Origin of the sequence: uncultured Clostridium sp., from assembly GCF_947036855.1 — a bacterium.
Taxonomy (GTDB): Bacteria; Bacillota; Clostridia; order Clostridiales; family Clostridiaceae; genus Sarcina.
In genome coordinates this window covers 1-25,977 of record NZ_CAMQRY010000017.1, presented here as the reverse complement: position 1 = coordinate 25,977, position 25,977 = coordinate 1, and the positions used below count along the sequence as shown (strand labels likewise).

Sequence of the window (25,977 nt, the reverse complement as noted above, 5' to 3'; positions counted from 1 at the left end):
AAATTAATAAAAGGGGGATAAGAGATGATAAGAGCATTTATACGATACTATAGACCATATAAAAAATTGTTTTTTTTAGATATATTAGCAGCTTTTTTAGTTGCAGTTTGTGATTTGTTTTATCCAATGCTGACAAGACAAATAATAGATGATGTTATACCAAATAAGAATTTGAGGATGTTATGGGTGTTTGGAATAGTACTTGTAGGGATATTTATATTTAAGGCAGGGCTTAATTATTTTATGCAGTATCAAGGTCATGTAGTTGGGGTTAGAATGCAAGGGGATATGAGAGATGACTTATTTAAGAAACTACAAAAATTACCTAATAAATATTTTGATGATAATAAAACAGGGGTAATAATGTCTAGAATAGTTAATGATTTAAATGAGGTTTCAGAACTTGCACATCATGGACCTGAAGATTTATTTATATCAATAGTTATGTTACTTGGTTCATTTGGAATACTTAGCACTATTAATTTAGAGCTTACAATTATAGTTTTTGCTATTTTACCATTTGGAATTTTGTTTACTTTAAAGAAGCGAAAAGGAATGATGAATGCTTTTAAAAAAACTAGGGAGAGAACTGGTGAAGTTAATGCTACTATAGAAAATAGTATCTCTGGTATTAGAGTTACTAAGTCATTTTCAAATAAAAAATACGAGGCTAAAAAGTTTGATAAATGTAATGGGATATTTAAAGATGCGAGAGAAGTAGCATATAAAAAAATGGCAGAATATTTTTCAGGAATGTTATTATTTATAGATTTACTAGAACTTATAGTTCTTATAGCAGCAGGGTATTTCACTTATCTTGGTAGAATAAGTCTTGGAGATTTAGCAGCTTATATTTTATATATAAAAATGTTTTTACAACCAATTAGGAAACTTATTAACTTTAATGAGATGCTTCAAAATGGGATGACAGGTTTCGGAAGATTTATGGAGATTATTGAAGAGGAAGAAGAAAAAGAATTGGTTGATGCAGTAGAACTTAAAAATGTTAAAGGGAATATTAGTTTTGAAAATGTAGGATTTAAGTATAGTGAAGGAACAGAGATACTTAAAGAGTTTAATTTAGAAATTGAAGCTGGAAAGATGATAGCACTTGTTGGTTCATCTGGTGGTGGAAAAACAACTATTTGTAATCTTATTCCTAGATTTTATGAGTTTACTGATGGAGATATTAAAATTGATGGGACAAGTATTAAGGATATAAAACTTGAATCACTTAGGAATAATGTTGGAGTTGTTCAACAAGATGTTTTCTTATTTACAGGAAGTATTAGAGAGAATATTGCATATGGAAAAATTGGTGCAAGTGATGAGGAAGTTATAGAAGCAGCTAAAAATGCTAGTTTACATGATTTTATTATGGGTCTTGAAAATGGTTATGAAACTTTTGTTGGTGAGAGAGGGGTTAAACTTTCTGGTGGGCAAAAGCAGAGAATATCAATAGCTAGGGTGTTTTTAAAGAATCCTGCTATATTAATTTTAGATGAGGCTACTTCAGCACTTGATAATGTAACAGAAAAAGAAATACAAAATTCATTAGAGGAATTAAGTAAGAATAGGACAACACTTGTTGTTGCACATAGACTTACGACTATACAAAATTCTGATGAGATAATTGTAATTGGAAAAGAAGGTATTGTTGAGAGAGGAACACATAATGAGCTTATAGATGGTGAGGGTGTTTATTCAATGTTACATTCGTTATAATATAGAATTAGGGAGGCAGTTTTTACTGCTTCTTTTTAATTTTTCAAATAATGGTTGTTGCTAGAAAAAAATCAAATAATTTATAGGTGTAATTACCTAGATATATAGGGTTAGAAATATGGACAATCTGTTGAAAGTATTATAATATTACATAGACAATAAATAACGAAAGATGAAAATTTGGAGGGACAAATGGGAATGTTAGATACTTTTAATATGGCTATTCTAAACCAATTTAAGGCTTGGCATGGTCCAATGATAGACAAAATAATGCAAGGGTTCACACTTATTGGGACTGATGGACTTGTATTTCTTGTAATAGCGCTTATATTACTTGTAACAGTTAAACATAGAAAAGCAGGATTTATGGTGTTTTTTGCATCATTTATAAATTTAGTTATAGTTGAAGTTTTAAAGCATGGCGTTAAAGAACCAAGACCATTTTTAACACACCCAGAATTATTAAATTCTGTGATTGGTGTAGCACCACATTCATATTCATTCCCATCAGGACATGCAGCAGCAGCTTTTGTTGGAGCATTTGTACTTGGGCATTTCTTTAGAAAATGGAAATTACCATTATATATATTGGCTATTTGCATAATGGTTTCAAGACCATTCTTATTAGTTCATTATCCAACAGATGTAATTGCTGGAGCGATAATAGGAATAGTGAGTAGTATACTTGCATTCTTCTTCTATAAAATAATATTAAAAAAATATTTTAGAAGAATACTTGTGATGTTAAGAATTGAAAAAAGATAATATAGACAAGCATATATCTACTATCAGTAGATATATGCTTGTTTTTTAGTATATAATATATACTAAATATGGCTTTAAATAATAAAAATAATAAAAAAACTTATAATTTGCTATTGAAAAATGTATAATTATGATATAAAATAGAGATAATATAAACAATGTGTCTGAAATGTAACAAAGGTTACATTTTTTTAAAATGATATGTAAACAATATCATTAGTTGTTTATAATGATAAAGGACAAGTTATTAGCATAGAAGTGAGATGAATATTTTTTTGAATAAAAAAAAGCTTTTTAGGTTATGCTAATAAGAAAATAAGTTATACAAATAGGTAAAACAAAAGATAAGGCAATTTTAGGAGGTACTAATGAATTTTTTTAAAAAATACTCACCGTTCCATAAGGTATACTTTTTACTATTTCTAATACTTAATTTAATTTTATTCTTTGTTCCGTTATTTACTGGAGGGAAGATTGATTTATTAGTTATAGTAGGTCTTATATCAACACTTTCAGGATTATTAGCAGGTATTTATACTGCGAGGGCTGAGGTAGCCGCGTATGTATGGGGAATTGTTAATACACTATTTTACATAGTAATTTCAATATACAATCATATGTATGCTGAAGTTATATTATATGTTGTTTATATGTTACCAATGAACTGTTATGGTTTATATGCTTGGAGCAAGAGTGCTAAAGAAAGCAAGCATGAGGGTGATGATGAAACAGCATCAACTATTGAAATTAAAAGTTTAAAACCTGCTACTTGGGTATATATAATAATTGGAATAATAGTAGTTTGGGCTGCTTATGCTGCATTTGTATATTTCCTTCCAGAAATATTACATTCAACTTTAGGAGTTACAATTCCAAGAGATACTGTTTGGTATATAGATTCATTCACAGCTACAATAATGATATTTGCAGTTGTTGTATCAACACTTAGATATAAGGAAACTTGGTACTTCTGGATTGTTGGAGATGGTGTTGGAATATTACTTTATGTAATAGCACTTTCACATCATTCAAACTTCTCATTTGCAACATTATCAGGAGCAATTATGTGGGTTCAATTCACAATAAATGCTATATATGGATTAATGGTTTGGAAAAAGCTTGGTAGAGAGCAAAAAGGCGGTAAGGCAGCTGCCTAAAATATAAATGATAAAAAAGTCACTATTTTAGAATAGTGGCTTTTTTTGCTTTGTAAATATATAAGTAAATTAAACAAAAAGTGACAATTGATATTACTTTGATATAAATTTATTAGAAAAAGATGATATTATTACCTAGAAATGAATTAATTGGGAAAGGGGTAAAAGGTTGATTAAAAAGTTAAATAAAAAAGTATTTATACCAATAGGAATAGTTCTAGGTATTATAATAATTATACTCTGTGTATTTGGTTTAAAGGCATTAAATAATAAACCACAAAAGAAACCTATTGATTATTATGCTAGTATACCTGTAGCGATTAAAGATTCAAAAAATAAATTAGTAGGTAATTTATTAAAGGAAGTACCTAGCAATCAAGATGTTAGGGATATTTTAAAAAATTATAAAAAATATCCAATGCCACTTATAGAACTTGCAGGAAGACATAGTGAAACTATTAATTTTGTAGATGATTATAAGGACAGGGCAAAATATTTAAATAAAAGTATTTCTATAAAAGATGATTATAAAAAAGGTGAGATTCCATCATTTATTCAATGGGATAAGAGATGGGGATATGCTCAGTATGGCGATGGATTTATGGCACTTAATGGATGTGGACCAACATCTTTATCTATGATTATTGTTGGGCTTACAGGTAATTTAAAAGCTAATCCTTTATTTGTAGGTAATTATGCAATGAAAAATAAATTTTACTTTGATGGTGTTGGGACAAAGTGGTCTTTAATGATTAAAGGTGCTAATCATTTTGGAGTAAAATCAAGATATGTAAAAGTAAATGTTGCAGATATGGAAGCTTGTTTAAAAAAAGGTGAGCCAATGATAGCATCAGTAGGACCTGGGGTATTTACAACAACAGGACACTTTATAGTTTTAAGAGGAATAACTAAAGATAATAAAATTCTAGTTAATGACCCTGATAGTATAGCTCATACAAATGAGTCTTGGAGTCCAGAGTTAATAGTCAAAGAATCTAGGGCGTTTTGGGTGTTTTCTAAATAAGGACAAGTATTATAATAAAGATTTTTTAATGGTAAAATGATAAATTTTATTGTTAAAAAATTTTTTTCTGAAATAAAAAGGGATTTATTACCTTAATAGAGAATAATAGTAAGTATAAGTATTTTATTTTGATAGGAGTTTGATTTAAAATGAAAAGATTTACACTTCCAAGAAACACATTTTTTGAAAAAGGTTCTCTAGAGTATTTAAAAGAAATTAAAGGGAAAAAAGCTAGTATTGTTGTAGGGGGCGGATCAATGAAAAGATTCGGTTTTCTTGATAAAATAGTTAGCTATTTAGAAGAAGCAGGGCTTGAAGTTGATATTATAGATGGAGTTGAGCCAGACCCATCAGTTGAAACAGTTTTAGCAGGAGCTAAAAAGATGGAAGCATTTGGACCAGATGTAATTGTTGCTGTTGGTGGAGGTTCACCAATTGATGCAGCTAAGGCTATGTGGGTATTCTATGAGCATCCAGATAAAACTTTTGATGATATAAAAGATCCGTTTACGATTCCAGAGCTTAGAAATAAAGCAATATTTGTAGCAATTCCATCAACATCAGGTACAGCTACAGAGGTTACAGCATTTTCTGTTATAACAGATTATTCAAAAGGAATAAAATATCCACTTGCGGATTATAATATAACACCAGATATAGCAATAGTTGACCCAGACCTTGCACAGACAATGCCAGCAAAGCTTGTTGCACATACGGGAATGGATGCTTTAACTCATGCAATTGAAGCATATGTTGCTACTTTACATTCACCATTTACAAATCCATTAGCTTTAGAGGCTATTGTGATGATAAAAGAGAATTTATTAAAATCATTTAATGGAGATACAGATGCAAGAGAGCAAATGCACTATGCACAGTGTATGGCTGGAATGGCATTTTCAAATGCTTTACTAGGAATTACTCATAGTATGGCACATAAATCAGGAGCTATATTCCATGAGGGTGGAATTGAAGCAAATGAAGTTTTCCATATTCCACATGGTTGTGCAAATGCAATATATCTTCCATATGTAATAGATTTTAATAAAAAAGCTTGTATGGATAGATATGCTACTATAGCTAAAAGATTAGAACTTTTAGGTAATACTGATGAAGAACTTGTTGATTCATTAACAGGAATGATTAAGGAGATGAATGTTTCTATGAATATTCCTGCTACAATAAAAGAGTTTGGAGTTAATGAGGATGAGTTTAAAGCTAAGGTTCAAATGATTTCTGAGAGAGCAGTTTTAGATGCTTGTACAGGTTCAAATCCAAGAACTATTTCAAATGAAGAGATGCAAAAAGTTTATGAAGCTACATTCTATGGAACAAAGGTAGATTTTTAAAAAATTATAAATCTATTTATTAGATAGTTTAGTTTAGTGAAATTAGATTAAAGTTAAAATTGAATTTATAAATAAAAAGTTCAGCTTCCTATATTTAATATATTTGTGAAGTTGAACTTTTTTTATGATATAAGAATGAATTTGAAAATTATTTAATACTTATATTTAGAAATAAAAATGAATTTATTAAAGAAATTTAATAAAAAAACCGTCATTTAATTGATAAAATAATGGAAAAAATGTATAATTTTAATTAATTTATAATTTAGGGGGTATTTTAGGGTGTATAAAATTACTAGAAAAGTAGAACTTGCAAATAACATATATCTTATGGATGTAGTGGCTGAGAGGGTTGCAAAATCAGCTAATCCAGGTCAGTTTGTAATAGTTAAGATAGATGGAAAAGGGGAGAGAATTCCTTTAACTATAGCAGATTATGATAAAAATAAGGGGACTGTAACAATTGTATTCCAAACACTTGGTGCATCAACTCTTAAGATGGCAAAACTTGAAGAGGGAGATTCATTTAGAGATTTTGTTGGTCCTCTTGGAAGAGAGTCAGAATTTGTAAATGAGGATTTAGAAAAATTAAAGAATAAGAAGATATTATTTGTAGCTGGTGGAATTGGAACTGCTCCAGTATATCCACAAGTTAAGTGGTTACATGAAAATGGAATTGATGCTGATGTTATAATTGGTGCAAAAAATAAGGATATTATTATTTTAGAAGATGAGATGAGAAAAGTTGCTAGTGAGTTATATCTTGCAACAGATGATGGGTCTGCTGGATTTAAAGGACTTGTTACAAATCTTATAGAAGATTTAGTTTTAAATAAGGGTAAAAAATATGATGAGGTTGTAACTATAGGACCTATGATTATGATGAAGTTTGTAGCTCTTGTAACTAAGAAGTTAGAGATTCCAACAATAGTAAGTCTTAATCCTATAATGGTTGATGGTACAGGTATGTGTGGTGCTTGTAGAGTTACAGTTGGGGATGAAGTTAAATTTGCTTGTGTTGATGGACCTGAGTTTGATGGTCATTTAGTTAATTTTGATGAAGCTATGAGAAGACATCAAATTTATAAAACTTATGAGGGTAGAAAGATGCTTAAAGCTACTGAGGGTAATACACACCACGGTGGATGTGGAAATTGTGGAGGTGAAAAGTAATGGCACTTAATTTAAAAAGAACTGCTGTGCGTGAGCAAGATGCAAAAATAAGAGCTACTAATTTTGAAGAAGTATGTCAGGGATATAACTTAGAACTTGCAATGGAAGAGGCTAGTAGATGCCTTGGATGTAAAAAGCCAAAGTGTGTAGTTGATTGCCCTGTTGCTATTGATATTCCTGCTTTTATAGGAAGAGTTAAAGAGGGAGATTTAAAGGGAGCAGCAGAGGTTATTGCTAGAGATTCTGCACTTCCAGCAGTTTGTGGTAGAGTGTGTCCACAAGAAACTCAATGTGAGGGTAAATGTGTTTTAGGAATTAAAGGTGAGGCAGTTGCAATTGGTAAGCTTGAGAAGTTTGTTGCTGACTATGTTAGAGAAAATAATATTGAAATTAAAATTGATATAGAGAAGAATGGTAAAAAAGTTGCTGTTGTAGGGAGTGGTCCAGCTGGACTTACTTGTGCAGGGGATTTAGCTAAAATGGGATATGATGTTACAATTTTTGAAGCATTACATGAGGCTGGTGGAGTTTTAGTTTATGGGATTCCAGAATTTAGACTACCTAAAGAAACTGTTGTTAAAACAGAAATTGAAAATGTAATGAAACTTGGAGTTAAAATTGAAACTAATGTTATAGTGGGTAGAACTGTAACAATTGATGAAATTTTAAATGAAGAGGGATTTGAGGCAGTATTTATTGGTTCAGGTGCAGGGCTTCCAAAGTTCATGGGTATTAAAGGAGAAAATGCTAATGGTGTATTCTCTGCTAATGAGTTTTTAACAAGAAGTAATCTTATGAAAGCATATGATACTTCATATGATACTCCTATAACAATTGCTAAAAAAATAGCTGTTGTTGGTGGTGGAAATGTAGCAATGGATGCAGCAAGAACTGCTTTAAGGCTTGGTTCAGAGGTTCATGTTGTTTATAGAAGAAGTGATGCAGAGCTTCCAGCAAGAAGAGAAGAAATTCATCATGCTAAGGAAGAGGGAGTTATTTTTGATGTTTTAACTAATCCAACAGAAATTTTAGAAGATGAAAATGGATGGGTTAGAGGTATGACTTGTGTGAAAATGGAACTTGGAGAGCCTGATGCATCAGGAAGAAGAAGACCTATGGTAGTTGAAGGTTCAGAGTTCACACTAGAAGTTGATGCTGTAATAATGTCACTTGGAACATCTCCTAATCCACTTATCAGTTCTACAACAAAAGGACTTGAGATTAATAGATGGGAATGTATTGTTGCAACTGAAGAAAATGGTGCAACATCAAGAGAGGGCGTTTTTGCTGGAGGAGATGCTGTAACAGGTGCTGCTACAGTAATTCTTGCAATGGGAGCAGGTAAAAATGCTGCTAAAGGAATAGATGAATATATAAAATCTAAAGGATAAAATTAAATTATAAATAAATTCTAAAACAAGCATTTTAAATTATTAAAATGCTTGTTTTTTTTTGCTACTTTTTATTTGAAAAAATATTTGAAAAAATAGCTTGTTCTTAAATTATTAATATATTGATTATTTATTCAAGGTTAATACTAATAGATTATAATAAAATAGCTTTTTTTTGATAAATTATTAATTAATTAGCATATTTTGCATATGAAAGAGTAAAAATGGTTGATTTGACTAAAAAATTGGTAAAATGTATTCTTTATATATGTCTACTCTAAAATAGATATATATGAATTTATTTTTAACAAATAAATACTTTTAAACAAAGGAGGAATTATTATGAAATTTACATTAAGAGAACAAGAGAGATTAATGATGGTTGTTGCTGCTGATGTGGCTAGAAGAAGACTTGCAAAAGGGATAAAACTTAATTACCCTGAGTCAGTTGCTTTAATAAGTGATTTTATAACAGAGGGTGCTAGAGAGGGACATACTGTTGAGCATTTAATGTCAGAAGGAAGAAATGTAATTACATCAGAAGAAGTTATGGTAGGAATTCCAGAAATGATTCACTCAATTCAAGTTGAGGCGACATTCCCAGATGGAACAAAACTTGTAACAGTACATGACCCAATTCAATAATAGATAAAGATTAGGACAGGAGGGTTTCAGTTATGATACCAGGAGAATATATTTTAAGTAAAGATAAAGTTGTTATAAATGAAGGACAAGAAAATATAAAACTTAGAGTTACAAATACAGGGGATAGACCAGTTCAAGTTGGTTCACACTATCATTTTGCAGAAGTTAACACTAAGCTTATTTTTGATAGAGATATTGCTTACGGAAAAAGACTTGATATTCCATCAGGAACAGCTGTAAGATTTGAGCCAGGTGATGAGAAAGAAGTTAACCTTATTGATATCCAAGGGGCAAGAAATGTTTATGGATTAAATGATAAAGTAAACGGAAACTTAGATGCAAAAAGAAAATAATTGAAAATTACAAAAGAGGAGGAATAAAACATGAGCTTTGATATGAATAGAAAATCATATGTAGATATGTTTGGACCAACAGTTGGAGATAGCTTCAGACTTGCTGACACAAATTTATTTGCACAAATAGAAAGAGATTTAACTAAGCACGGAGATGAGTGTAAATTTGGTGGTGGTAAAACACTAAGAGCTGGTATGGGAGTTAACATAACAGAATCAAGATCAAATCCACTTGTAGCTGACCTTATAATTTCAGGAGTTACAATAATAGATTATACAGGTATATATAAAGCAGATATCGGAATCAGAGATGGTAAGATACTTGCTATAGGTAAGGGTGGAAACCCTGATATCATGGATGATGTAGATTTTATAGTTGGAATTGCAACAGAAGCTTTAGCAGGAGAAGGATACATAATAACTGCTGGTGGAATTGATACACATGTTCACTACATTAACCCTGATATCACAACTTGTGCACTTCAAGGTGGAATCACAACATTATTTGGTGGAGGAACAGGTCCTGCTGATGGATCAAATGCTGTTACATCTACACCTGGACCATATCATGTTAAAGGAATGCTTAGAGCATTTGAACATATGCCAATAAACGTTGGTTTCCTTGCTAAAGGTGGATCACATGATTTAGCACCAGGAGTTGAGCAAATTGAAGCTGGAGCTGCTGGAATTAAAGTTCATGAAGATTGGGGTGCTACAAGAGCTTGTCTTGATAAATCTTTAGAGATTGCTGATAAGTATGATGTACAAGTTTCACTTCACTCAGATACTTTAAATGAGTTTGGATTCTTAGAAGATACTATGGATGCAATTGGTGGAAGAGGAATACATACATTCCATACTGAAGGTGCTGGTGGTGGACATGCTCCAGATATCATAAAAGCTGCACAGTATTTAAATGTACTACCTGCTTCAACAAGTCCAACACTTCCATATACAATTAATACAATAGCTGAGCATTTAGATATGCTTATGGTTTGTCACCACTTAGACCCTAGAATTCCTGAGGATGTAGCTTTTGCAGATTCAAGAATTAGACATCAAACAATCGAAGCTGAAGATATTCTTCATGATATGGGTGTTATAAGTATGACAAGTTCAGATGCTATGGCTATGGGAAGAGTTGGAGAAGTTGTAACAAGAACTTGGCAAGTAGCTCACCATATGAAAAATCATAGAGGAACTTTAGAAGGCGATAGTGAGTTTGCTGATAACAACAGAATCAAAAGATATGTTGCTAAATATACAATAAACCCAGCTATCGCACAAGGAATAAGTGAGTATATAGGTTCAGTAGAAGAAGGTAAATATGCTGATTTAGTACTATGGTCACCACAATTCTTTGGAGTTAAGCCAGAAATGATAATCAAAAAAGGTTATATCTCAATGGCAGTTTCAGGAGATCCAAATGCTTCAATCCCTACAATTCAACCAAGAACATTAAGAAAAATGTACTATGCTGAAGGAAAAGGAATTGCAGATTCATGCTTAACTTTCGTTTCAAAAGTTGCTTTTGATAATGGAATTAAAGAAGAACTTGGTCTTGAAAGAACAGTTTTACCAGTACATGGTATAAGAAACTTAACTAAGAAAGATATGAAACTTAACAATGTGATGCCTGTAATAGAGGTTGATCCACAGACATACGAAGTAAGTGTTAATGGGGAAGTTCTAAAAGCTGCACCAGCTACAGAATTACCAATGGCTCAAAGATACTTCTTATTCTAGTTTTTAAAATGTAGGTAAGTTCTATCTAGCATAGCCTAAGTGGCTATGCTAGATATTTATATAAAAATCCAATTGAATAAGTTTTTATATAGGTAAAGATTTATTCAATTGGATTTAAAACCAAAGATAAAATAATAGGAGGAATTTAAAATGATATTAGATAAAATAGTAGGGAATGTACATGAAGAATATACAAAGGCAGCTCACATGGAGAAAATATACTTAAAGAGTGATGAGCTTTTAAAGAGAATTAATAGGGTTACATCAGATCATGGAACAGAGTATGGAATTACAATAGATAAGAGTGAAGTTTTAAAAGATGGAGATATACTTTTCAATGATGGTCATAATATGATAGTTGTTGTTGTTAAGTCAGATGATGTTATTATAATTAAACCAGAAACAATAAATGAAATGGGTAAAATAGCTCATAACCTTGGAAATAGACATCTTCCAGCACAATTTAGAGATGGAATGATGGTTCTTGAATATGATAAACTTGTTGAAGATTTATTAAAAGAAGAGGGAATAAAATACTCAAGAGAGCATGTTACTTTAGAAAAAGCATTTAGACATGTTGAGTTTGGTCACAAGCATGTTTAATGAAAGTTTAATGATGCTTCAAATATGTGATTCTAATTTTCCTGTTGGTTCATTTAACCACTCATATGGGATGGAAAATTATCTTAGAACAGAAAAAGTGAATAGTGCTAATACTTTAAAAGCGTGGGTTAAAGCATTCCTTAAAGATTCATTTGCACAAAATGATGCACTTGCAATTAGATTTGTATATGAGTTCTTAGAGAAAAATGATATAGAGAGTATTTGGGAAGTTGATGAAGAGATAACAGCTCAAAGTATTGCTATGGAAACAAGAAATGCAGCAAGACTTGTAGCTAGAAGAATGTGTGATTTACTTTTAGATTTATATGATTCAAAAATGCTTGAGATATACAAAAAGAAAATTGTTAAAAAGGAAGTCTATGGACACCCTGCAATAGCTTTTGCCATTTTAACATATGAAAAAGGTATACCTTTAAAAAGAGCAGTTATGTATCATATGTATGCAACAATTTCTACACTTGTACAAAATGCAGTTAGAACAATACCTCTAGGGCAAAAAGATGGACAACTTATTGTAAAAGAATTCTCTGATAACTTTGAGAATTTATATGGGTATATAGAAACATTAACAAGAGATGATTTTGGTGCTAATATACCAGGACTTGAAATGGCACAGATTAAACATGAAACACAGATATTTAGATTATTTATGTCTTAATTTAATACTAAAGAAGAAGGGAGTGTCTTAATATGAGACCAGTAGTTATAGGAATAGGTGGACCAGTTGGAGCTGGAAAAACTTTATTAATAGAGAGAGTAACAAGAATTATGGAGGGTGACTACAAGTGTGCAGTTATCACAAATGATATATATACAAAAGAAGATGCTAAATTTATGGTTAAAAACTCAGTTTTATCAGAGGATAAAATAGTTGGAGTTGAAACAGGTGGATGTCCACATACAGCTATAAGAGAAGATGCTTCAATGAACTTTGCAGCAATAGAAGATTTAGAGGCTAAGTTTGATGATTTAGATATTATATTCTTAGAGAGCGGCGGAGATAATCTTGCAGCTACATTTAGTCCTGATTTAGTTGATTTTTCAATGTATATAATTGACGTTGCTCAGGGAGAGAAAATTCCAAGAAAAGCTGGACAAGGAATGATAAAGAGTGATTTATTTGTTATAAATAAAATTGACCTTGCACCATATGTTGGAGCAGACCTTGAAGTTATGAGAAAAGATACAATGGTATTTAGAAATGAGAATAGCTTTATATTTACAAACTTAAAAACTGATGCAGGTGTAGAGAGTGTTGTTTCATGGATTCAAAAAAACTGCCTTTTAGAAGGGATAGCTAAATAATGTTTTCTATAATAAATGAGAAAGAATATGCAGCTAATAGTGAACTTACTATTTTTAATAAGAATGGTAAATTTAAAACAGAAAAATCATATTTTACTGGAATTGCAAAACTTGCAAGAGCTTTATATTTAGATACAGATGGAGTTCCATGTTATTATCTAATGCAACTTGGTGGTGGATATGTAGAAAATGAAAAGTTTAGGTCATGTATACATATTAAAAAAGATGCTAGGGCTATTGTTACAACACAGGCTGCAACAAAAGTTTATAAGTGCATTAATAATCTTCCGTCATATCAAAAGAATGAAATATTTGTTGATGAGAATGCTACACTTGAGTATGTTTCAGATAATGTTATTTTATATAAAGATGCTATGTTTAAGCAGGAAACAGTTATAAAGCTTAAAGATACATCATCACTTGTCTATACTGAGGGACTTACTTCAGGATGGTCACCTGATGGACAAAAGTTTCAATATTCAAGCCTACAAATGAAGCTTAAACTATATGTTGAAGGTAAACTTGTAATGCTTGATAATTTAAAACTAAATCCAAGAGAAGATGATTTAACATCTTTAGGTTTTTTTGAAGAGTTTAGTAATTATAGTTCAATGATATTTATTGATAATATGGTTAATAGCACTTTAATAGATACTTTAAGAGAACTTGTGAAAGAGTTAAACTTAGATGTTAGAGTTGGTATAACAAAACTTGAATGTAGTGGCTTTGTTTTAAGAATTTTGGGAAACTTAACTCAAGATTTAGAGAAGGTTATATTTGCTTGTATAAATTATATAAGAAAAGAAAAATTTGATGCAAATCCATTAGAACTTGGGAAAAGATAAATTTTAATATAGTAAAAGAGTTAATTAAGATAGTGATAATCACATTTTAATTAGCTCTTTTTTATGGAAAAATATATGAGTTTTTTGAGTATAATTGAAAATTTTGTGGTTAAACTATTCTAGAACAAGGTAAAAGATTTTATAAAATTTAATGTTATTAGAACTAAGAGATTTAACAAAGGAGGGAAATAGATGAAATTTACATTAAGAGAGCAAGAAAGATTAATGGTAGTAGTTGCAGCTGATGTAGCTAGAAAAAGAAAAACAAGAGGCTTAAAGCTTAATCACCCAGAAGCGGTGGCTGTTATAGCAGATTTTCTTATGGAAGGTGCAAGAGATGGGGTACCAGTTGAAAAATTAATGTCAACAGGTAGAGAAGTTCTTTCTGCTGATGAAGTTATGGAAGGTGTTCCAGAAATGATTCACGCATTACAGATAGAAGCAACATTCCCAGATGGAACAAAACTTGTAACAGTTCATGATCCAATACACTAATTAGAAGAGGAGGCTTAAAAATTATGATACCAGGAGAATACAAATTATTAGATGAAAAAGTAGTAATGAATGAAGGTACAACAGCGATTGGTTTAAAAGTTGTAAATACAGGAGATAGACCAGTTCAAATTGGTTCACACTATCATTTTGCTGAAGTAAATTCAAAACTTGATTTTGATAGAGATATAGCTTATGGAAAAAGATTAGATATTCCATCAGGAACAGCTGTAAGATTTGAGCCAGGTGATGAAAAAGAAGTTCAGTTAATAGATATTCAAGGATGCAGAAAAGTATATGGACTAAACTACATGGTTAATGGATGTTTAGATCATAAATAAAAATATATAACAAAAGAGGAGGTCGAATCATGAGTTTTGAAATGAATAGAAAGGCATATGCTGATATGTTTGGACCAACAGTTGGTGACAGTATCAGACTTGCAGATACAGATTTATTTGCAAAAATAGAAAAAGATTTAACAAAGCATGGAGATGAGGCTAAGTTTGGTGGTGGTAAAACACTTAGAGCTGGTATGGGAATGAACATAACAGAGTCTAGAAACAATCCACTTGTAGCTGACCTTATAATTTCTGGTGCAACAATTATAGATTACACAGGAATTTATAAAGCTGATATCGGAGTTAGAGATGGTAAGATTTTAGCTATCGGTAAAGGTGGAAATCCAGATATCATGGATGATGTTGACTTCATAGTTGGAGTTGCAACAGAAGCTTTAGCAGGAGAAGGATTTATTGTTACTGCTGGAGGAATTGATACTCACGTTCACTTTATTAACCCAGGTCAAGTTAAGGTTGCACTTCAAGGTGGAATTACAACTTTATTTGGTGGAGGAACAGGACCTAATGATGGTTCAAATGCTACAACTTGTACACCAGGACCATTACATATTAAAAGAATGCTTCAAGCTTTTGAGCACTTACCAATAAACGTTGGTGTTCTAGGAAAAGCTGGTGGGCACACAGAAGCAACAGGAGCAGAGCAAATAGAAGCTGGTGCTGCTGGACTAAAAATTCACGAAGATTGGGGTGCTACAAGAGGTTGTATTGATAAATCACTAGAAATAGCTGATAAATATGACGTTCAAGTTTCAATCCACACAGATACATTAAATGAGTATGGATTCTTAGAAGATACTATTGATGCAATTGCAGGAAGAGTTATTCATACATTCCATACAGAAGGTGCTGGTGGAGGGCATGCTCCAGATATTATCAAAGCTGCTCAGTACAGCAATGTATTACCAGCTTCAACAAGCCCAACACTTCCTTACACAGTGAATACAATTGCAGAGCATTTAGATATGCTTATGGTTTGTCACCACTTAGATAATAAAATTCCTGAGGATGTAGCTTTTGCAGATTCAAGAATTAGACACCAAACAATTGAAGCAGAAGATGTACTTCATGACATGGGTGTTATAAGTATGACAAGTTCAGATGCTATTGCAATGGGAAGAATCGGAGAAGTTGTTACAAGAACTTGGCAGGTTGCTGACCAAATGAAGAAACACAGAGGAGCGCTTGAAGGAGATTGTGAGAGCTGTGATAATAACAGAATTAAAAGATATATTGCTAAATACACAATTAACCCAGCTATTGCACAAGGTGTAGATAAATACATTGGTTCAATAGAAGTTGGTAAATATGCAGATTTAGTTGTTTGGACACCTCAATTCTTTGGTGTTAAACCAGAAGCTATAATCAAAAAAGGTTTAACAACAATGGGAGTTTCAGGAGATCCAAATGCTTCAATTCCTACAATTGAGCCTAAGATTTTAAGAGATATGTACTATGCTAAAGGAAAAGGTATAGAGCAAACATGTATCACTTTTGTATCTAAAGTAGCTTTTGAAAATGGAATTAAAGAAGAGCTTGGTCTTGGAAGACAAGTTTTACCAGTTTGTGGTATAAGATGCCTTTCAAAGAAAGATATGAAATTAAATGATGCTACACCAAAAATTGAAGTAGATACACAGACATATGAAGTTAGTGTTGATGGTCAGGTTATAAGAGCAGAACCAGCTACAGAACTTGCTATGGCACAAAGATACTTCTTATTCTAATCATTTAAATATATAAATCTAGCATAGTTTCAAAGTGGAACTATGCTAGATATTTATAATATAATTAACGGTTTTAATATTTGATATTTCTTTTTTTACTAATGGAGATATAAAATATTTTGATAAATATAAGGTATATTCTTAGGAGGGATTTTATGATATTAGATAAAGTTTTAGGTAATATAAATGACCTAAACATTGATACAGAACATAATCATTCACATGATGATAAGCATAAGCATTCACATGAACATGGGGAAGACTGTGAACATTCACATAAGCCACATATCCATGTTGAAAAAATTCATTTAAGAAGTGATGAACTTTTAAAAAGAATAAATAGAGTTACATCAGATCATGGGAAAGAATATGGCATATCTGTAAGCAAAGAAACAATTTTAAAAGATGGAGATATCCTTTATAAGGATGATAAAAACATGGTTGTTGTTAGTGTTAAATCAGATGATGTACTAATAATTAAACCTACAAGTATAACTGAAATGGGAAAAATAGCACATAATCTTGGGAATAGACATCTGCCAGCTCAATTTAAAGAGGGGCTAATGATACTTGAGTATGATAACTTAGTTGAAGATTTATTAAAAGAGGAGAGTATTCCATATGCTAGAGAAAATGTAACACTTGAAAAAGCATTTAGACATGTGGAATTTGGACATAAACATGTATAAGGAAATGAGTTCAATAGAAATTTTAGGAATGTTACAACTATGTGATTCTAATTTTCCAGTAGGTTCATTTAACCACTCATATGGGATGGAAAATTATCTTAGAACAGAAAAAGTTAATAGTGCGCAGAGTTTAAAAGTTTGGGTAAGAGCATTTTTAAAAGATTCATTTAGTCAAAATGATGCACTTGCAATAAGATTTGTTTATGAAGTTTTAGAGGGGGGAGAGTCAAAAGATGATGACTCAGAACTTTGTGATAAAAAAACTTTAGGGATGGATTGTATGTGGGAGCTTGATGAATGGATTACAGTTCAAAGTGTTTCTATGGAAACAAGAAATGCAGGAAAGCTTGTTTCTAAAAGAATGTGTGAACTTCTTTTAGATTTATATGATTCAAAGACTGTTTCTTTATATTATGAAAGAATAAAGAAAAAAGAATCATATGGACATCCAGCAATTGCATTTGCAATGCTTATGTATGATTTAAATGTTCCACTTAAGAGAGCAACTTTATATCATATGTATGCGACAATCTCTACTTTAATCCAGAATGCAGTTAGAACAATTCCTCTTGGGCAAAAAGATGGGCAATTAATTTTAAAAGAGTTTTCAGATGATTTTGAAAATCTTTATGAGAAGATAAGTAAACTTACAAAAGATGATTTTGGTGCGAATATCCCAGGGCTTGAAATGGCACAAATTAAACATGAAACACAGATATTTAGATTATTCATGTCATAAATAATATATAGTTTGAAAGGAGTGTCTTGAAAATGAGAAGACCAGTTGTAATAGGAGTAGGTGGACCAGTTGGTGCAGGGAAAACTCTATTAATAGAGAGATTAACAAGAGTTATGGAGGGTGACTACAAGTGTGCAGTTATCACAAATGATATATATACAAAGGAAGATGCTAAGTTTATGGCAGCTAACTCTGTTTTACCAGAAGATAGAATTATAGGTGTAGAAACAGGGGGATGCCCACATACAGCTATAAGAGAAGATGCTTCAATGAATTTTGCGGCAGTTGAAGAACTTAAAAGTAGATTTGATGATTTAGACTTACTATTTGTAGAGAGTGGAGGAGATAATCTTGCTGCTACATTTAGCCCAGATTTAGTTGATTTTTCAATGTATATAATTGACGTTGCACAAGGTGAGAAAATTCCAAGAAAAGCAGGGCAAGGAATGATAAAAAGTGATTTATTTGTTATAAATAAAATTGACCTTGCACCATATGTTGGAGCAGACCTTGAAGTAATGAAAAAAGATACAATGGTATTCAGAAATGAAGAGAGCTTTATATTTACAAACCTTAAAACTGATGAAGGGATTCAAAAAGTTATAGCTTGGGTAAAGAAAAATTGTTTATTAGAAGGGATTGAAAAATAGTATGTTTAATCCTATAAATGAAAAAGATTATGCTGCTAATAGTGAACTAACGATATATTTAAAAAATGGAAGAAGTAAAACAGAAACTGCATATTTCACAGGAATTGCAAAACTTGCAAGAGCATTATACCTTGATACAGATGATGTTCCTTGTTATTATTTAATGCAACTTGGTGGAGGATATGTAGAAAATGAAAAGTTTAGAACTGCTATACATATAAAAGAAGGTGCTAGAGCTATTGTTACAACTCAGGCAGCAACTAAAGTGTATAAATGTTTAAATGGACTTCCATCACAGCAAAGAAATGAAATAGTTGTAGAAGATAATTCAGTTTTAGAATATATCTCAGATAATGTTATCTTATATAAAGATGCAATGTTTAGACAAGATACAACTATAAACTTAAAAAGTACATCAACATTATTCTACACAGAGGGACTAAACTCAGGTTGGTCTCCAGATGGAAAAAGGTTTCAATATTCAAGTGTGCAAATGAAACTTAGAATGTTTGTTGATGGTAAAGCAATGATGCTTGATAATTTAAAATTAGATACGAAGGTTGATGATTTAGAAAGCCTTGGTTTCTTTGAAGGATATTCTAATTATAGTTCACTAATAGTAGTTGATGAAATAGTAAATATGAAGCTTATAGAATTACTTCGAGAAAAAGTTAAAGAATTAAATTTAGATGTTAGAGTTGGAATAACAAAACTTGAATGCAATGGATTTGTACTAAGAGTTTTAGGTAATCTTACACAGGATTTAGAGAAAGTTACTTTTGCTTGTATAAATTATATAAGAAAAGAAAAGTTTGGATCAAATTCTTTAGAACTTGGAAAAAGATAGTTGATAAGTCTAGCAATTTGCTAGGCTTATTATTTTATAAAAAAATATGACGATTTTATTAAAAAATAGCAACAGAATAGATGGAAAATTAGGAAGTTAATAGAAGAAAATTAAGAAAATAGAGAGAATTAAATTTTAAAAGACATAATCTAAATTGTAAAAATGATAAATTAAAGCTAGGAAAACACTAAATTTATTAATAACTAAAAAAAATAACAATATGATATAATGTGAAAATTTAATATAATTACAAAAATAATTAAAAGTGTGAAAAATAATTGAAATATCTCTGAATATGTTGTAAACTTTATAAGTAACTAAAGAAAAGACTTACTTATAATAGAAAAATAGTATATAATATAAGATTTGAAATAAATTGAATATAAAGATGTTATCTTTCTATTATAAAGTGAGAGATACATAAAATTAGATTTGATACATATTTTTTAGTTTAAAGAAATTATATATATTTTTTTTAGATGACGATTGTCATAAGAAAAGATGAATAACAAAGGAGGAAATAAAAATGATGCACGCTATAAATCACGGTGACGTGGCATTTATGATTGTAGCAACAATACTTGTTGCAATTATGACTCCAGGTCTTGCATTCTTTTACGGTGGACTTGTTGAAAAGAAGAACTCATTAACAATGATGTTCCAATCTTTCATATCAGTTGGAATCGTAACAATAATGTGGGTATTTGGAGGATTTAGTTTAGTATTTGGTAAGGACATATGGGGGATTATTGGTAATCCAGCTCAATTCTTCGCATTTAATGGAATGAATTTTTCAGTTAATGCACAGTATGGTTCACATGTACCATTCTTAATGTTCTTTATGTACCAATTAATGTTTGCAATTATTACAGCACCACTAATGACTGGAGCTTTTGCTAACAGAATTAGAATTGGTGGATGGATTAAAGTATTAATACTTTGGACATTATTAGTTTACTTCCCAGTAGCTCACTGGGTATGGGGTGGAGGATTCTTATATAAGCTTGGTTTTGTTGACTATGCTGGGGGAACTGTTATCCATATCACAGCTGGATTTGCTGGACTTGTTGGAGTTTGGTACTTTGGACCAAGAGCCGTTAAGAATAAAAAAGGACCTGGTAACTTAACACTAGTTGCTATAGGTACTGCTTTACTATTATTCGGATGGTTTGGATTTAACTCAGGTGGAGCATTAGCTAGTGGTCAAACTGCTGCTATAGCATTCACAAACACAGGAATAGCTGGAGCAGTTGCTATGGTTGTTTGGATGATAATCGCTTATATCGAGCACAAAAGATTCTCATTCTTAGAAATCTTAACAGGGGCTGTTGCAGGACTTGCAACAATCACACCTGCTGCTGGTTATGTTACACCATTATCAGCAGTTGCAATTGGAGCAATCGCTGCAATCGTATGTTTCTTCTGCGTAGCTTTTGCTAAGAAGATGAAATGGGATGATGCTTTAGATGTTTGGGGAGTTCACGGAATGGGTGGATTAACAGGAACATTCTTAATTGGTATATTCGCTAATGCTGCAGTAAATGGAGTAAAAGCAGGAGTACACCAAATTTTAATACAATTACTAGGAATAGTTATAGTTACTGTTTATACAATAGTTGTTACTTTCATAGTATTTAAAGTATGTGATTTAACAGGATCAATTAGAACAACTAAAGAAGAGCAAGAAATCGGACTTGATAAAGCTTTACTTGGTGAGTTCTCAGAGATGAATGATTAATATAAATTTAGGAAGATATGATTATCATATCTTCCTTTTTTAAAACTTTTGGGAGGGGAAATATGGATTATTTAGATATAGAATATAAAGAGAATTCAGTGGTGTTAAAAGATACTAAGAATTTTGATATAAAGCAAATCTTTGAATCAGGGCAATGTTTTAGATGGGAAAAGCAAAGTGAGTATAGATATATAGGTGTAGCCTTTGGTAAAGTTTTAGATGTAGAACAGATTGGAAAAGATATAATACTTCATAATACAAATGAGCAGGATTTTAAAAATATATGGTTTGATTATTTTGATTTATCTACAGATTATTCAAAGATAAAAGCAGAACTTTCAGATGATGAACTTTTAGGTCAGGCTGTAAAATATGGTGATGGAATAAGAATTTTAAATCAAGAAGCATTTGAAATGGTTATATCATTTATTATATCGGCAAGAAATAGTATTCCTGTTATAAGTAAGACTATTAAGGGGATGTCAGAAAGATGGGGTAATAAATTAATATATAATGGAAAAGATTTTTATGCTTTTCCAACTAAAGATGTATTAGCTAAAGTTACAGAAGCTGAAATGAAAGAAGCTGGTGGTTCATTTAGAAGTAGATATATTATTGATACATCAAGCAAGATAAATGATACAGTTCTTATAAATGAAGGAAAGTTAACTATTGAAAATCAAGAAGAGTTTTTAGAAAAATATGATTTATATAAAATAATAACTTTAGATGATGAACTATGTCACAAGGCACTTCAAAATTATAATGGAGTTGGAGCTAAGGTAGCAGATTGTATAATGTTATTTTCAATGGGGAAAAAATCAGCGTTTCCAGTTGATATTTGGGTTAAGAGAGCAATGATGCATTTTTATGGAGCTAGTGATTTATCACTTCCTAAAATAAGAGTGTTTGGAAGAGAGCGATTTGGTGGGTTATCTGGGATAGCACAACAATATTTATTTTATTATGCTCGAGAGAATGGAATAAAATTATAGGGAATAAAAAATACTGTATTTATATATGGAAGTTAAAAATAAAATTTCTTATATGGATGCAGTATTTTGTTTTTTTAATCAAATGTAGGTTCTTCTAAGTTATGGAATTGATAGTTAAAAAAATAACAATTGAATAATGGGGTGAAAATATTTACGGGGTATAATTTGCCAAAATAATATATAAAACGTTAATAATATATACAAAGTGAAAATAAATACGCGAAAAATGTAAAAAAACATAGGTTTATATTGAAAAAAATTTAACGATATTATAAAATTGAAATATAAGAGAAATGAATAGAAAAGAAATGAAAAAAAGAAGTTTATTTAAGGGGAGTGAAATTAAAATGGTATCGAAGGCGAATATGAAAAAAGGTCTTTTATTTGGTATATTAGTTGGACTAGCTTGGGGGCTAGATGGAGTTTTACTTGGTAAAGTACAAGAGATATTTACAACGAATGCATTTACAAGTACATATGCAGCAATGGGGATTAGTGATAGAAGTGTTGAGTTTGCACCACTTGTAACAGCATTCTTCCATGAGAGTTTTGCATTTGTTTGGATTGCAATATTCTTATTATTTAAGAAACAGTTAAAACATGTATTTTATTTATTATTTAAAACTAAAAAAGGTAAAGCAGCCGCTATTGCAGCACTTGTTGGTTCTCCAATAGGAATGGGAGCATATCTTTTAGGAATTAAATATGCTAGTACACCATATGCAGCTAGTATATCTGTTATATATCCAGGGGTAGGAGCTATCCTTTCATATTTAATACTTAAAGAAAAATTATCAAAAAGAGCTGTTGCAGGTATAGCAATAAGTTTATTTGGTTCAATAATGCTTGGTTTACAGCCAGGAAATGTTCCAGAAACATTCATGATGGGAGTAGTATTCTCATTAGTAGCAGTACTTGGTTGGGCACTTGAGGGAGTTATTGTTGGATTTGCTATGAAGAAGATAAAAGATGAAGATCATATAGAAGCAACACCACAACAGTTCCTTGGTCTTAGATATTTTGTCGCTATGATTTCATACGCAGTATTTATATTACCATCTATCCAAGGTTACAAACTTGCAGGATATGTTGTAAGTTCAGGAATGGTTTATAAGATAGCATTAATAGCTATACTTGGAGCTATAACTTACCTTTCATGGTATAAGGCAGTTGATTTAATTGGAGCAGCAATGGGAACAGCATTAAATAGTACAGCGGCTTTCTGGTCAGTAGTATTTACAGCAATTTTATTTGGAGATTTTGATCCAAACATTGCTATATGGTGTGTTGTTATAGTTGTTGGTGTATTTGTATTTGCAATAGACCCAGCTATGTTTAAAAAGAAAAAAGATAAAAAAGTTACCAATCAATAAATGATTTTAAATATAGTTAGCTTTAGGGCTAACTATATTGTATTATATAAGACTAGATAAAAATTATAAGTGATTGTTGTTAAACTTAGGAGGAATTTGTTATGCTTAAACACGAAGTTTTAGAGAATATGAAAAATATTGTAGATAACTGTATGGGAGAAGAAAAGGCAGCATGTGTTGCAACATGTCCTATGCATACTGATGTTAAGTCTTATGTAAGACTTATAAAAGAAGAAAAAGGTAAAGAGGCTATAAAAGTTATAAGAGAAAAGCTTTTTATACCAGGAATTTTAGGTAGAATTTGTGCACATCCATGTGAGGCAAAGTGTAAGTGGAATGAGGCTAAAAATCCAATTTCTATTGCATCTTTAAAAAGATTCGCAGCTGATAATTTTGATAATGAATCAGATTGGGATATGAGTATTAAAGAGAGCAATGGTAAATCAGTAGCAATAATAGGAGCTGGACCATCAGGACTTCAAGCAGCCCTTGATTTAAGAAAAGAAGGATGCGAAGTTACGGTATTTGAAAAACTTCCAGTTAGAGGTGGAATGATGGCTGTTGGGATTCCAGCATACAGACTTCCAAGAGAGATTATTGAGAAGGAAGTAAATTATCTAGATAAACTTGGTGTTAAGTTTGAAATGAACTTTGAGGTTGGTAAAGATAGAGAGTTTAGTGATATAGTAAATAGCTTTGATAGTACTATTGTTGCAGTTGGAAAACATCAAGGAAGAGTTGATAGAAGCCTTGAGAATTTTGATGCTAAAGGAATATTTAGTGCACAAGGATTCTTAAAAGAAGCTTCATTAACAGGAAAAGTTATAGAGTCAGGAAAGAAAGTTCTTGTAGTTGGTGGTGGAGATGTAGCAATGGATTGCTCAAGAACTGCTAGAAGACTTACAGAAACTAAAGAAGTAAATTCTATATGTCTTGAAGATAGTTTTAACACAATGGCATCATCAGACCATGAAATACAGGGAGCTAAAGCAGAGGGGATATTCTTTAATCATGCAAAGGCTATTAAAACTATAAAAGTTGATGAAAATGGAAGAGTTTCTTCTGTTATATTAAAAAGATGTTTATCAATGTTTGATGCACAGGGGAGATTTGCACCAAGCTTTGATGATAGTGAAATAAAAGAAATAGAAGTTGATACAATTATATTTGCTATAGGACAAGGTGTTGAAGGAGTATTTGCTAAAGATATTTTAGTTCAAAGACCAAATTCAACATTTGAGTGTGATAAGCAAACACTGCAATCAAGTTCTAATGAAAAAGTATTTATCTGTGGAGATGCATCTGGTGAATCTGTAATAGTTATACAAGCTATGGCTACAGGAAGAAGAGCTGCACAGTCTGTTATAAGATTATTAAATAAGGAAAGTCTAACAGAAGGAAGAGAAATTTCTGATACTTGGACATTTGAAACAAAGCTTAAAAGAGAAGTTGATTGGAGTAAATCAACAGAAACAAGAGAAGATATGCAGGAACTTTTAGTAGAAGAAAGAGTTAAATCTTTTGATGAGGTTGCTAAAGGGTATACATTTGAAGAAGCTAAAAAAGAATCAGATAGATGTAAGCAATGTCAGTGTAAAGTTTGTATGAGTGAATGTATCATGCTTAATGAATATACAGAGTGTCCAAAGACTTTATTTAAAGAATATTTAGATAAAGGAATTGAGAACATGGATAAGATGATAGCTTATTCTTGTAATGAGTGTAATCAATGTACAATAGCATGTCCTAAAAGCTTAGATTTAAAATCAAACTTTAGATTTGTTAAAGAAAATTTATCAATAGAGAATAAAGGGTTAGTTCCTTTAGAAGAATTAAAACCAAGTGATGCAATTCAAGAAAAAGAGTGTGATGAAGAGTATTGCACAACTGTTGAAGCTAAAACTAAAGAGGAGAGAGTAGAGATGGAGAATAATATTCCAAAGAAGAAAACTAAATATGTATTTGTTCCAGGATGTACAATTCCAGCTTACACACCTGAAGGGGTAGAAAATACATTGAAACATTTAAGAGATTCTCTTGGTGCTGAAAATGTTGGTGCTATGCTTCAATGTTGTGGAAAAGTTACTTATCTTATAGGTGAGAATGAAAGATATGAAGTTAGAAATAAAAAAGCTAATGATATTTTAGATGATATGGGAGCAGAAGTTATTATAACAGTTTGCCCATCATGTTATTCAGATTTTAGTAAGACAGCAAAAGGTAAGAGAGTTATATCATATTGGGATTTAATGAAGAATCTTATAGG

General features: G+C 31.2%; 25 protein-coding genes. All 25 read left to right on the top strand.

Annotated elements, in window-relative coordinates; genetic code table 11:
- Nucleotides 1-24: 24 nt before the first annotated feature.
- On the top strand, nucleotides 25-1,725 hold the full coding sequence (locus Q0V15_RS03655) for an ABC transporter ATP-binding protein (RefSeq protein ID WP_297436112.1): 1,701 nt from the start codon (nucleotides 25-27) through the stop codon (nucleotides 1,723-1,725).
- A gap of 192 nt (nucleotides 1,726-1,917) precedes the next feature.
- Nucleotides 1,918-2,490 (top strand): phosphatase PAP2 family protein, encoded by a 573-nt coding sequence (locus tag Q0V15_RS03650; RefSeq protein ID WP_297436110.1) that lies wholly within the window; start codon nucleotides 1,918-1,920, stop codon nucleotides 2,488-2,490.
- A gap of 368 nt (nucleotides 2,491-2,858) precedes the next feature.
- On the top strand, nucleotides 2,859-3,647 hold the full coding sequence (gene pnuC / locus Q0V15_RS03645) for a nicotinamide riboside transporter PnuC (protein WP_297436109.1): 789 nt from the start codon (nucleotides 2,859-2,861) through the stop codon (nucleotides 3,645-3,647).
- A gap of 169 nt (nucleotides 3,648-3,816) precedes the next feature.
- A complete protein-coding gene (locus Q0V15_RS03640) occupies nucleotides 3,817-4,671 on the top strand; it encodes a C39 family peptidase (RefSeq protein WP_297436107.1) in 855 nt (284 codons plus the stop codon).
- A gap of 149 nt (nucleotides 4,672-4,820) precedes the next feature.
- Nucleotides 4,821-6,020 carry an iron-containing alcohol dehydrogenase gene (locus Q0V15_RS03635; protein ID WP_297436105.1) on the top strand — a complete coding sequence of 400 codons (1,200 nt, stop codon included), beginning with the start codon at nucleotides 4,821-4,823 and terminating at the stop codon, nucleotides 6,018-6,020.
- Between the two features lie 282 nt (nucleotides 6,021-6,302).
- The gene (locus tag Q0V15_RS03630) at nucleotides 6,303-7,193 is read left to right on the top strand and encodes a sulfide/dihydroorotate dehydrogenase-like FAD/NAD-binding protein (RefSeq protein WP_297436103.1); all 891 of its coding nucleotides are present in this window, start codon (nucleotides 6,303-6,305) and stop codon (nucleotides 7,191-7,193) included.
- The gene (gene gltA, locus Q0V15_RS03625; RefSeq protein ID WP_297436101.1) at nucleotides 7,193-8,584 is read left to right on the top strand and encodes an NADPH-dependent glutamate synthase; all 1,392 of its coding nucleotides are present in this window, start codon (nucleotides 7,193-7,195) and stop codon (nucleotides 8,582-8,584) included. Before Q0V15_RS03630 ends, gltA begins: the two co-directional genes overlap by 1 nt.
- Before the next feature lie 342 nt (nucleotides 8,585-8,926).
- Nucleotides 8,927-9,229 carry an urease subunit gamma gene (locus Q0V15_RS03620; protein WP_297436099.1) on the top strand — a complete coding sequence of 101 codons (303 nt, stop codon included), beginning with the start codon at nucleotides 8,927-8,929 and terminating at the stop codon, nucleotides 9,227-9,229.
- A 32-nt stretch (nucleotides 9,230-9,261) separates the two neighbouring features.
- Nucleotides 9,262-9,582 carry an urease subunit beta gene (locus Q0V15_RS03615; RefSeq protein WP_297436097.1) on the top strand — a complete coding sequence of 107 codons (321 nt, stop codon included), beginning with the start codon at nucleotides 9,262-9,264 and terminating at the stop codon, nucleotides 9,580-9,582.
- A 30-nt stretch (nucleotides 9,583-9,612) separates the two neighbouring features.
- Nucleotides 9,613-11,328, top strand: a complete 1,716-nt coding sequence (gene ureC, locus Q0V15_RS03610) for an urease subunit alpha (RefSeq protein WP_297436095.1) — start codon at nucleotides 9,613-9,615, stop codon at nucleotides 11,326-11,328.
- Nucleotides 11,329-11,478: 150 nt separating this feature from the next.
- A complete protein-coding gene (locus Q0V15_RS03605; protein WP_297436093.1) occupies nucleotides 11,479-11,931 on the top strand; it encodes an urease accessory protein UreE in 453 nt (150 codons plus the stop codon).
- Nucleotides 11,903-12,610: an urease accessory protein UreF gene (locus Q0V15_RS03600; protein WP_297436091.1), complete on the top strand. Its 708-nt coding sequence runs from the start codon at nucleotides 11,903-11,905 to the stop codon at nucleotides 12,608-12,610. Before Q0V15_RS03605 ends, Q0V15_RS03600 begins: the two co-directional genes overlap by 29 nt.
- A gap of 32 nt (nucleotides 12,611-12,642) precedes the next feature.
- On the top strand, nucleotides 12,643-13,257 hold the full coding sequence (gene ureG / locus Q0V15_RS03595) for an urease accessory protein UreG (RefSeq protein ID WP_297436089.1): 615 nt from the start codon (nucleotides 12,643-12,645) through the stop codon (nucleotides 13,255-13,257).
- A complete protein-coding gene (locus Q0V15_RS03590) occupies nucleotides 13,257-14,102 on the top strand; it encodes an urease accessory protein UreD (protein WP_297436087.1) in 846 nt (281 codons plus the stop codon). The genes ureG (Q0V15_RS03595) and Q0V15_RS03590 overlap by 1 nt, the downstream gene beginning before the upstream one ends.
- 192 nt (nucleotides 14,103-14,294) lie before the next feature.
- On the top strand, nucleotides 14,295-14,597 hold the full coding sequence (locus Q0V15_RS03585) for an urease subunit gamma (protein WP_297436085.1): 303 nt from the start codon (nucleotides 14,295-14,297) through the stop codon (nucleotides 14,595-14,597).
- 23 nt (nucleotides 14,598-14,620) lie between these two features.
- Nucleotides 14,621-14,935: an urease subunit beta gene (locus Q0V15_RS03580; RefSeq protein ID WP_297436083.1), complete on the top strand. Its 315-nt coding sequence runs from the start codon at nucleotides 14,621-14,623 to the stop codon at nucleotides 14,933-14,935.
- Between the two features lie 29 nt (nucleotides 14,936-14,964).
- Complete coding sequence (ureC, locus tag Q0V15_RS03575) at nucleotides 14,965-16,680, top strand: urease subunit alpha (RefSeq protein ID WP_297436081.1); 1,716 nt, start codon at nucleotides 14,965-14,967, stop codon at nucleotides 16,678-16,680.
- Between the two features lie 155 nt (nucleotides 16,681-16,835).
- Nucleotides 16,836-17,369, top strand: a complete 534-nt coding sequence (locus Q0V15_RS03570; RefSeq protein ID WP_297436079.1) for an urease accessory protein UreE — start codon at nucleotides 16,836-16,838, stop codon at nucleotides 17,367-17,369.
- Between the two features lie 4 nt (nucleotides 17,370-17,373).
- Nucleotides 17,374-18,108, top strand: a complete 735-nt coding sequence (locus tag Q0V15_RS03565) for an urease accessory protein UreF (protein ID WP_297436078.1) — start codon at nucleotides 17,374-17,376, stop codon at nucleotides 18,106-18,108.
- A 32-nt stretch (nucleotides 18,109-18,140) separates the two neighbouring features.
- The gene (gene ureG, locus Q0V15_RS03560) at nucleotides 18,141-18,758 is read left to right on the top strand and encodes an urease accessory protein UreG (protein WP_297436076.1); all 618 of its coding nucleotides are present in this window, start codon (nucleotides 18,141-18,143) and stop codon (nucleotides 18,756-18,758) included.
- The gene (locus Q0V15_RS03555) at nucleotides 18,748-19,605 is read left to right on the top strand and encodes an urease accessory protein UreD (protein ID WP_297436074.1); all 858 of its coding nucleotides are present in this window, start codon (nucleotides 18,748-18,750) and stop codon (nucleotides 19,603-19,605) included. Before ureG (Q0V15_RS03560) ends, Q0V15_RS03555 begins: the two co-directional genes overlap by 11 nt.
- 526 nt (nucleotides 19,606-20,131) lie before the next feature.
- Nucleotides 20,132-21,343 carry an ammonium transporter gene (locus Q0V15_RS03550; protein WP_297436072.1) on the top strand — a complete coding sequence of 404 codons (1,212 nt, stop codon included), beginning with the start codon at nucleotides 20,132-20,134 and terminating at the stop codon, nucleotides 21,341-21,343.
- A gap of 62 nt (nucleotides 21,344-21,405) precedes the next feature.
- Nucleotides 21,406-22,338, top strand: coding sequence for a DNA-3-methyladenine glycosylase (locus Q0V15_RS03545; protein ID WP_297436070.1), 933 nt, complete (start codon nucleotides 21,406-21,408; stop codon nucleotides 22,336-22,338).
- 365 nt (nucleotides 22,339-22,703) lie between these two features.
- Nucleotides 22,704-23,711, top strand: coding sequence for a DMT family transporter (locus tag Q0V15_RS03540; RefSeq protein ID WP_297436067.1), 1,008 nt, complete (start codon nucleotides 22,704-22,706; stop codon nucleotides 23,709-23,711).
- A 101-nt stretch (nucleotides 23,712-23,812) separates the two neighbouring features.
- Nucleotides 23,813-25,977: FAD-dependent oxidoreductase (locus Q0V15_RS03535; RefSeq protein WP_297436066.1), on the top strand; the 2,165-nt coding region annotated here is incomplete at its 3' end.

Bases quoted from the DNA above. Each gene is read 5' to 3' on its own strand.
- Q0V15_RS03655 (WP_297436112.1), top strand. From the start codon at position 25: ATGATAAGAGCATTTATACGATACTATAGACCATATAAAAAATTGTTT.
- Q0V15_RS03650 (WP_297436110.1), top strand. From the start codon at position 1,918: ATGGGAATGTTAGATACTTTTAATATGGCTATTCTAAACCAATTTAAG.
- pnuC (WP_297436109.1), top strand. From the start codon at position 2,859: ATGAATTTTTTTAAAAAATACTCACCGTTCCATAAGGTATACTTTTTA.
- Q0V15_RS03635 (WP_297436105.1), top strand. From the start codon at position 4,821: ATGAAAAGATTTACACTTCCAAGAAACACATTTTTTGAAAAAGGTTCT.
- gltA (WP_297436101.1), top strand. From the start codon at position 7,193: ATGGCACTTAATTTAAAAAGAACTGCTGTGCGTGAGCAAGATGCAAAA.
- Q0V15_RS03620 (WP_297436099.1), top strand. From the start codon at position 8,927: ATGAAATTTACATTAAGAGAACAAGAGAGATTAATGATGGTTGTTGCT.
- Q0V15_RS03615 (WP_297436097.1), top strand. From the start codon at position 9,262: ATGATACCAGGAGAATATATTTTAAGTAAAGATAAAGTTGTTATAAAT.
- ureC (WP_297436095.1), top strand. From the start codon at position 9,613: ATGAGCTTTGATATGAATAGAAAATCATATGTAGATATGTTTGGACCA.
- Q0V15_RS03605 (WP_297436093.1), top strand. From the start codon at position 11,479: ATGATATTAGATAAAATAGTAGGGAATGTACATGAAGAATATACAAAG.
- Q0V15_RS03600 (WP_297436091.1), top strand. From the start codon at position 11,903: ATGTTGAGTTTGGTCACAAGCATGTTTAATGAAAGTTTAATGATGCTT.
- ureG (WP_297436089.1), top strand. From the start codon at position 12,643: ATGAGACCAGTAGTTATAGGAATAGGTGGACCAGTTGGAGCTGGAAAA.
- Q0V15_RS03590 (WP_297436087.1), top strand. From the start codon at position 13,257: ATGTTTTCTATAATAAATGAGAAAGAATATGCAGCTAATAGTGAACTT.
- Q0V15_RS03585 (WP_297436085.1), top strand. From the start codon at position 14,295: ATGAAATTTACATTAAGAGAGCAAGAAAGATTAATGGTAGTAGTTGCA.
- Q0V15_RS03580 (WP_297436083.1), top strand. From the start codon at position 14,621: ATGATACCAGGAGAATACAAATTATTAGATGAAAAAGTAGTAATGAAT.
- ureC (WP_297436081.1), top strand. From the start codon at position 14,965: ATGAGTTTTGAAATGAATAGAAAGGCATATGCTGATATGTTTGGACCA.
- Q0V15_RS03570 (WP_297436079.1), top strand. From the start codon at position 16,836: ATGATATTAGATAAAGTTTTAGGTAATATAAATGACCTAAACATTGAT.
- Q0V15_RS03565 (WP_297436078.1), top strand. From the start codon at position 17,374: ATGAGTTCAATAGAAATTTTAGGAATGTTACAACTATGTGATTCTAAT.
- ureG (WP_297436076.1), top strand. From the start codon at position 18,141: ATGAGAAGACCAGTTGTAATAGGAGTAGGTGGACCAGTTGGTGCAGGG.
- Q0V15_RS03550 (WP_297436072.1), top strand. From the start codon at position 20,132: ATGATGCACGCTATAAATCACGGTGACGTGGCATTTATGATTGTAGCA.
- Q0V15_RS03545 (WP_297436070.1), top strand. From the start codon at position 21,406: ATGGATTATTTAGATATAGAATATAAAGAGAATTCAGTGGTGTTAAAA.
- Q0V15_RS03540 (WP_297436067.1), top strand. From the start codon at position 22,704: ATGAAAAAAGGTCTTTTATTTGGTATATTAGTTGGACTAGCTTGGGGG.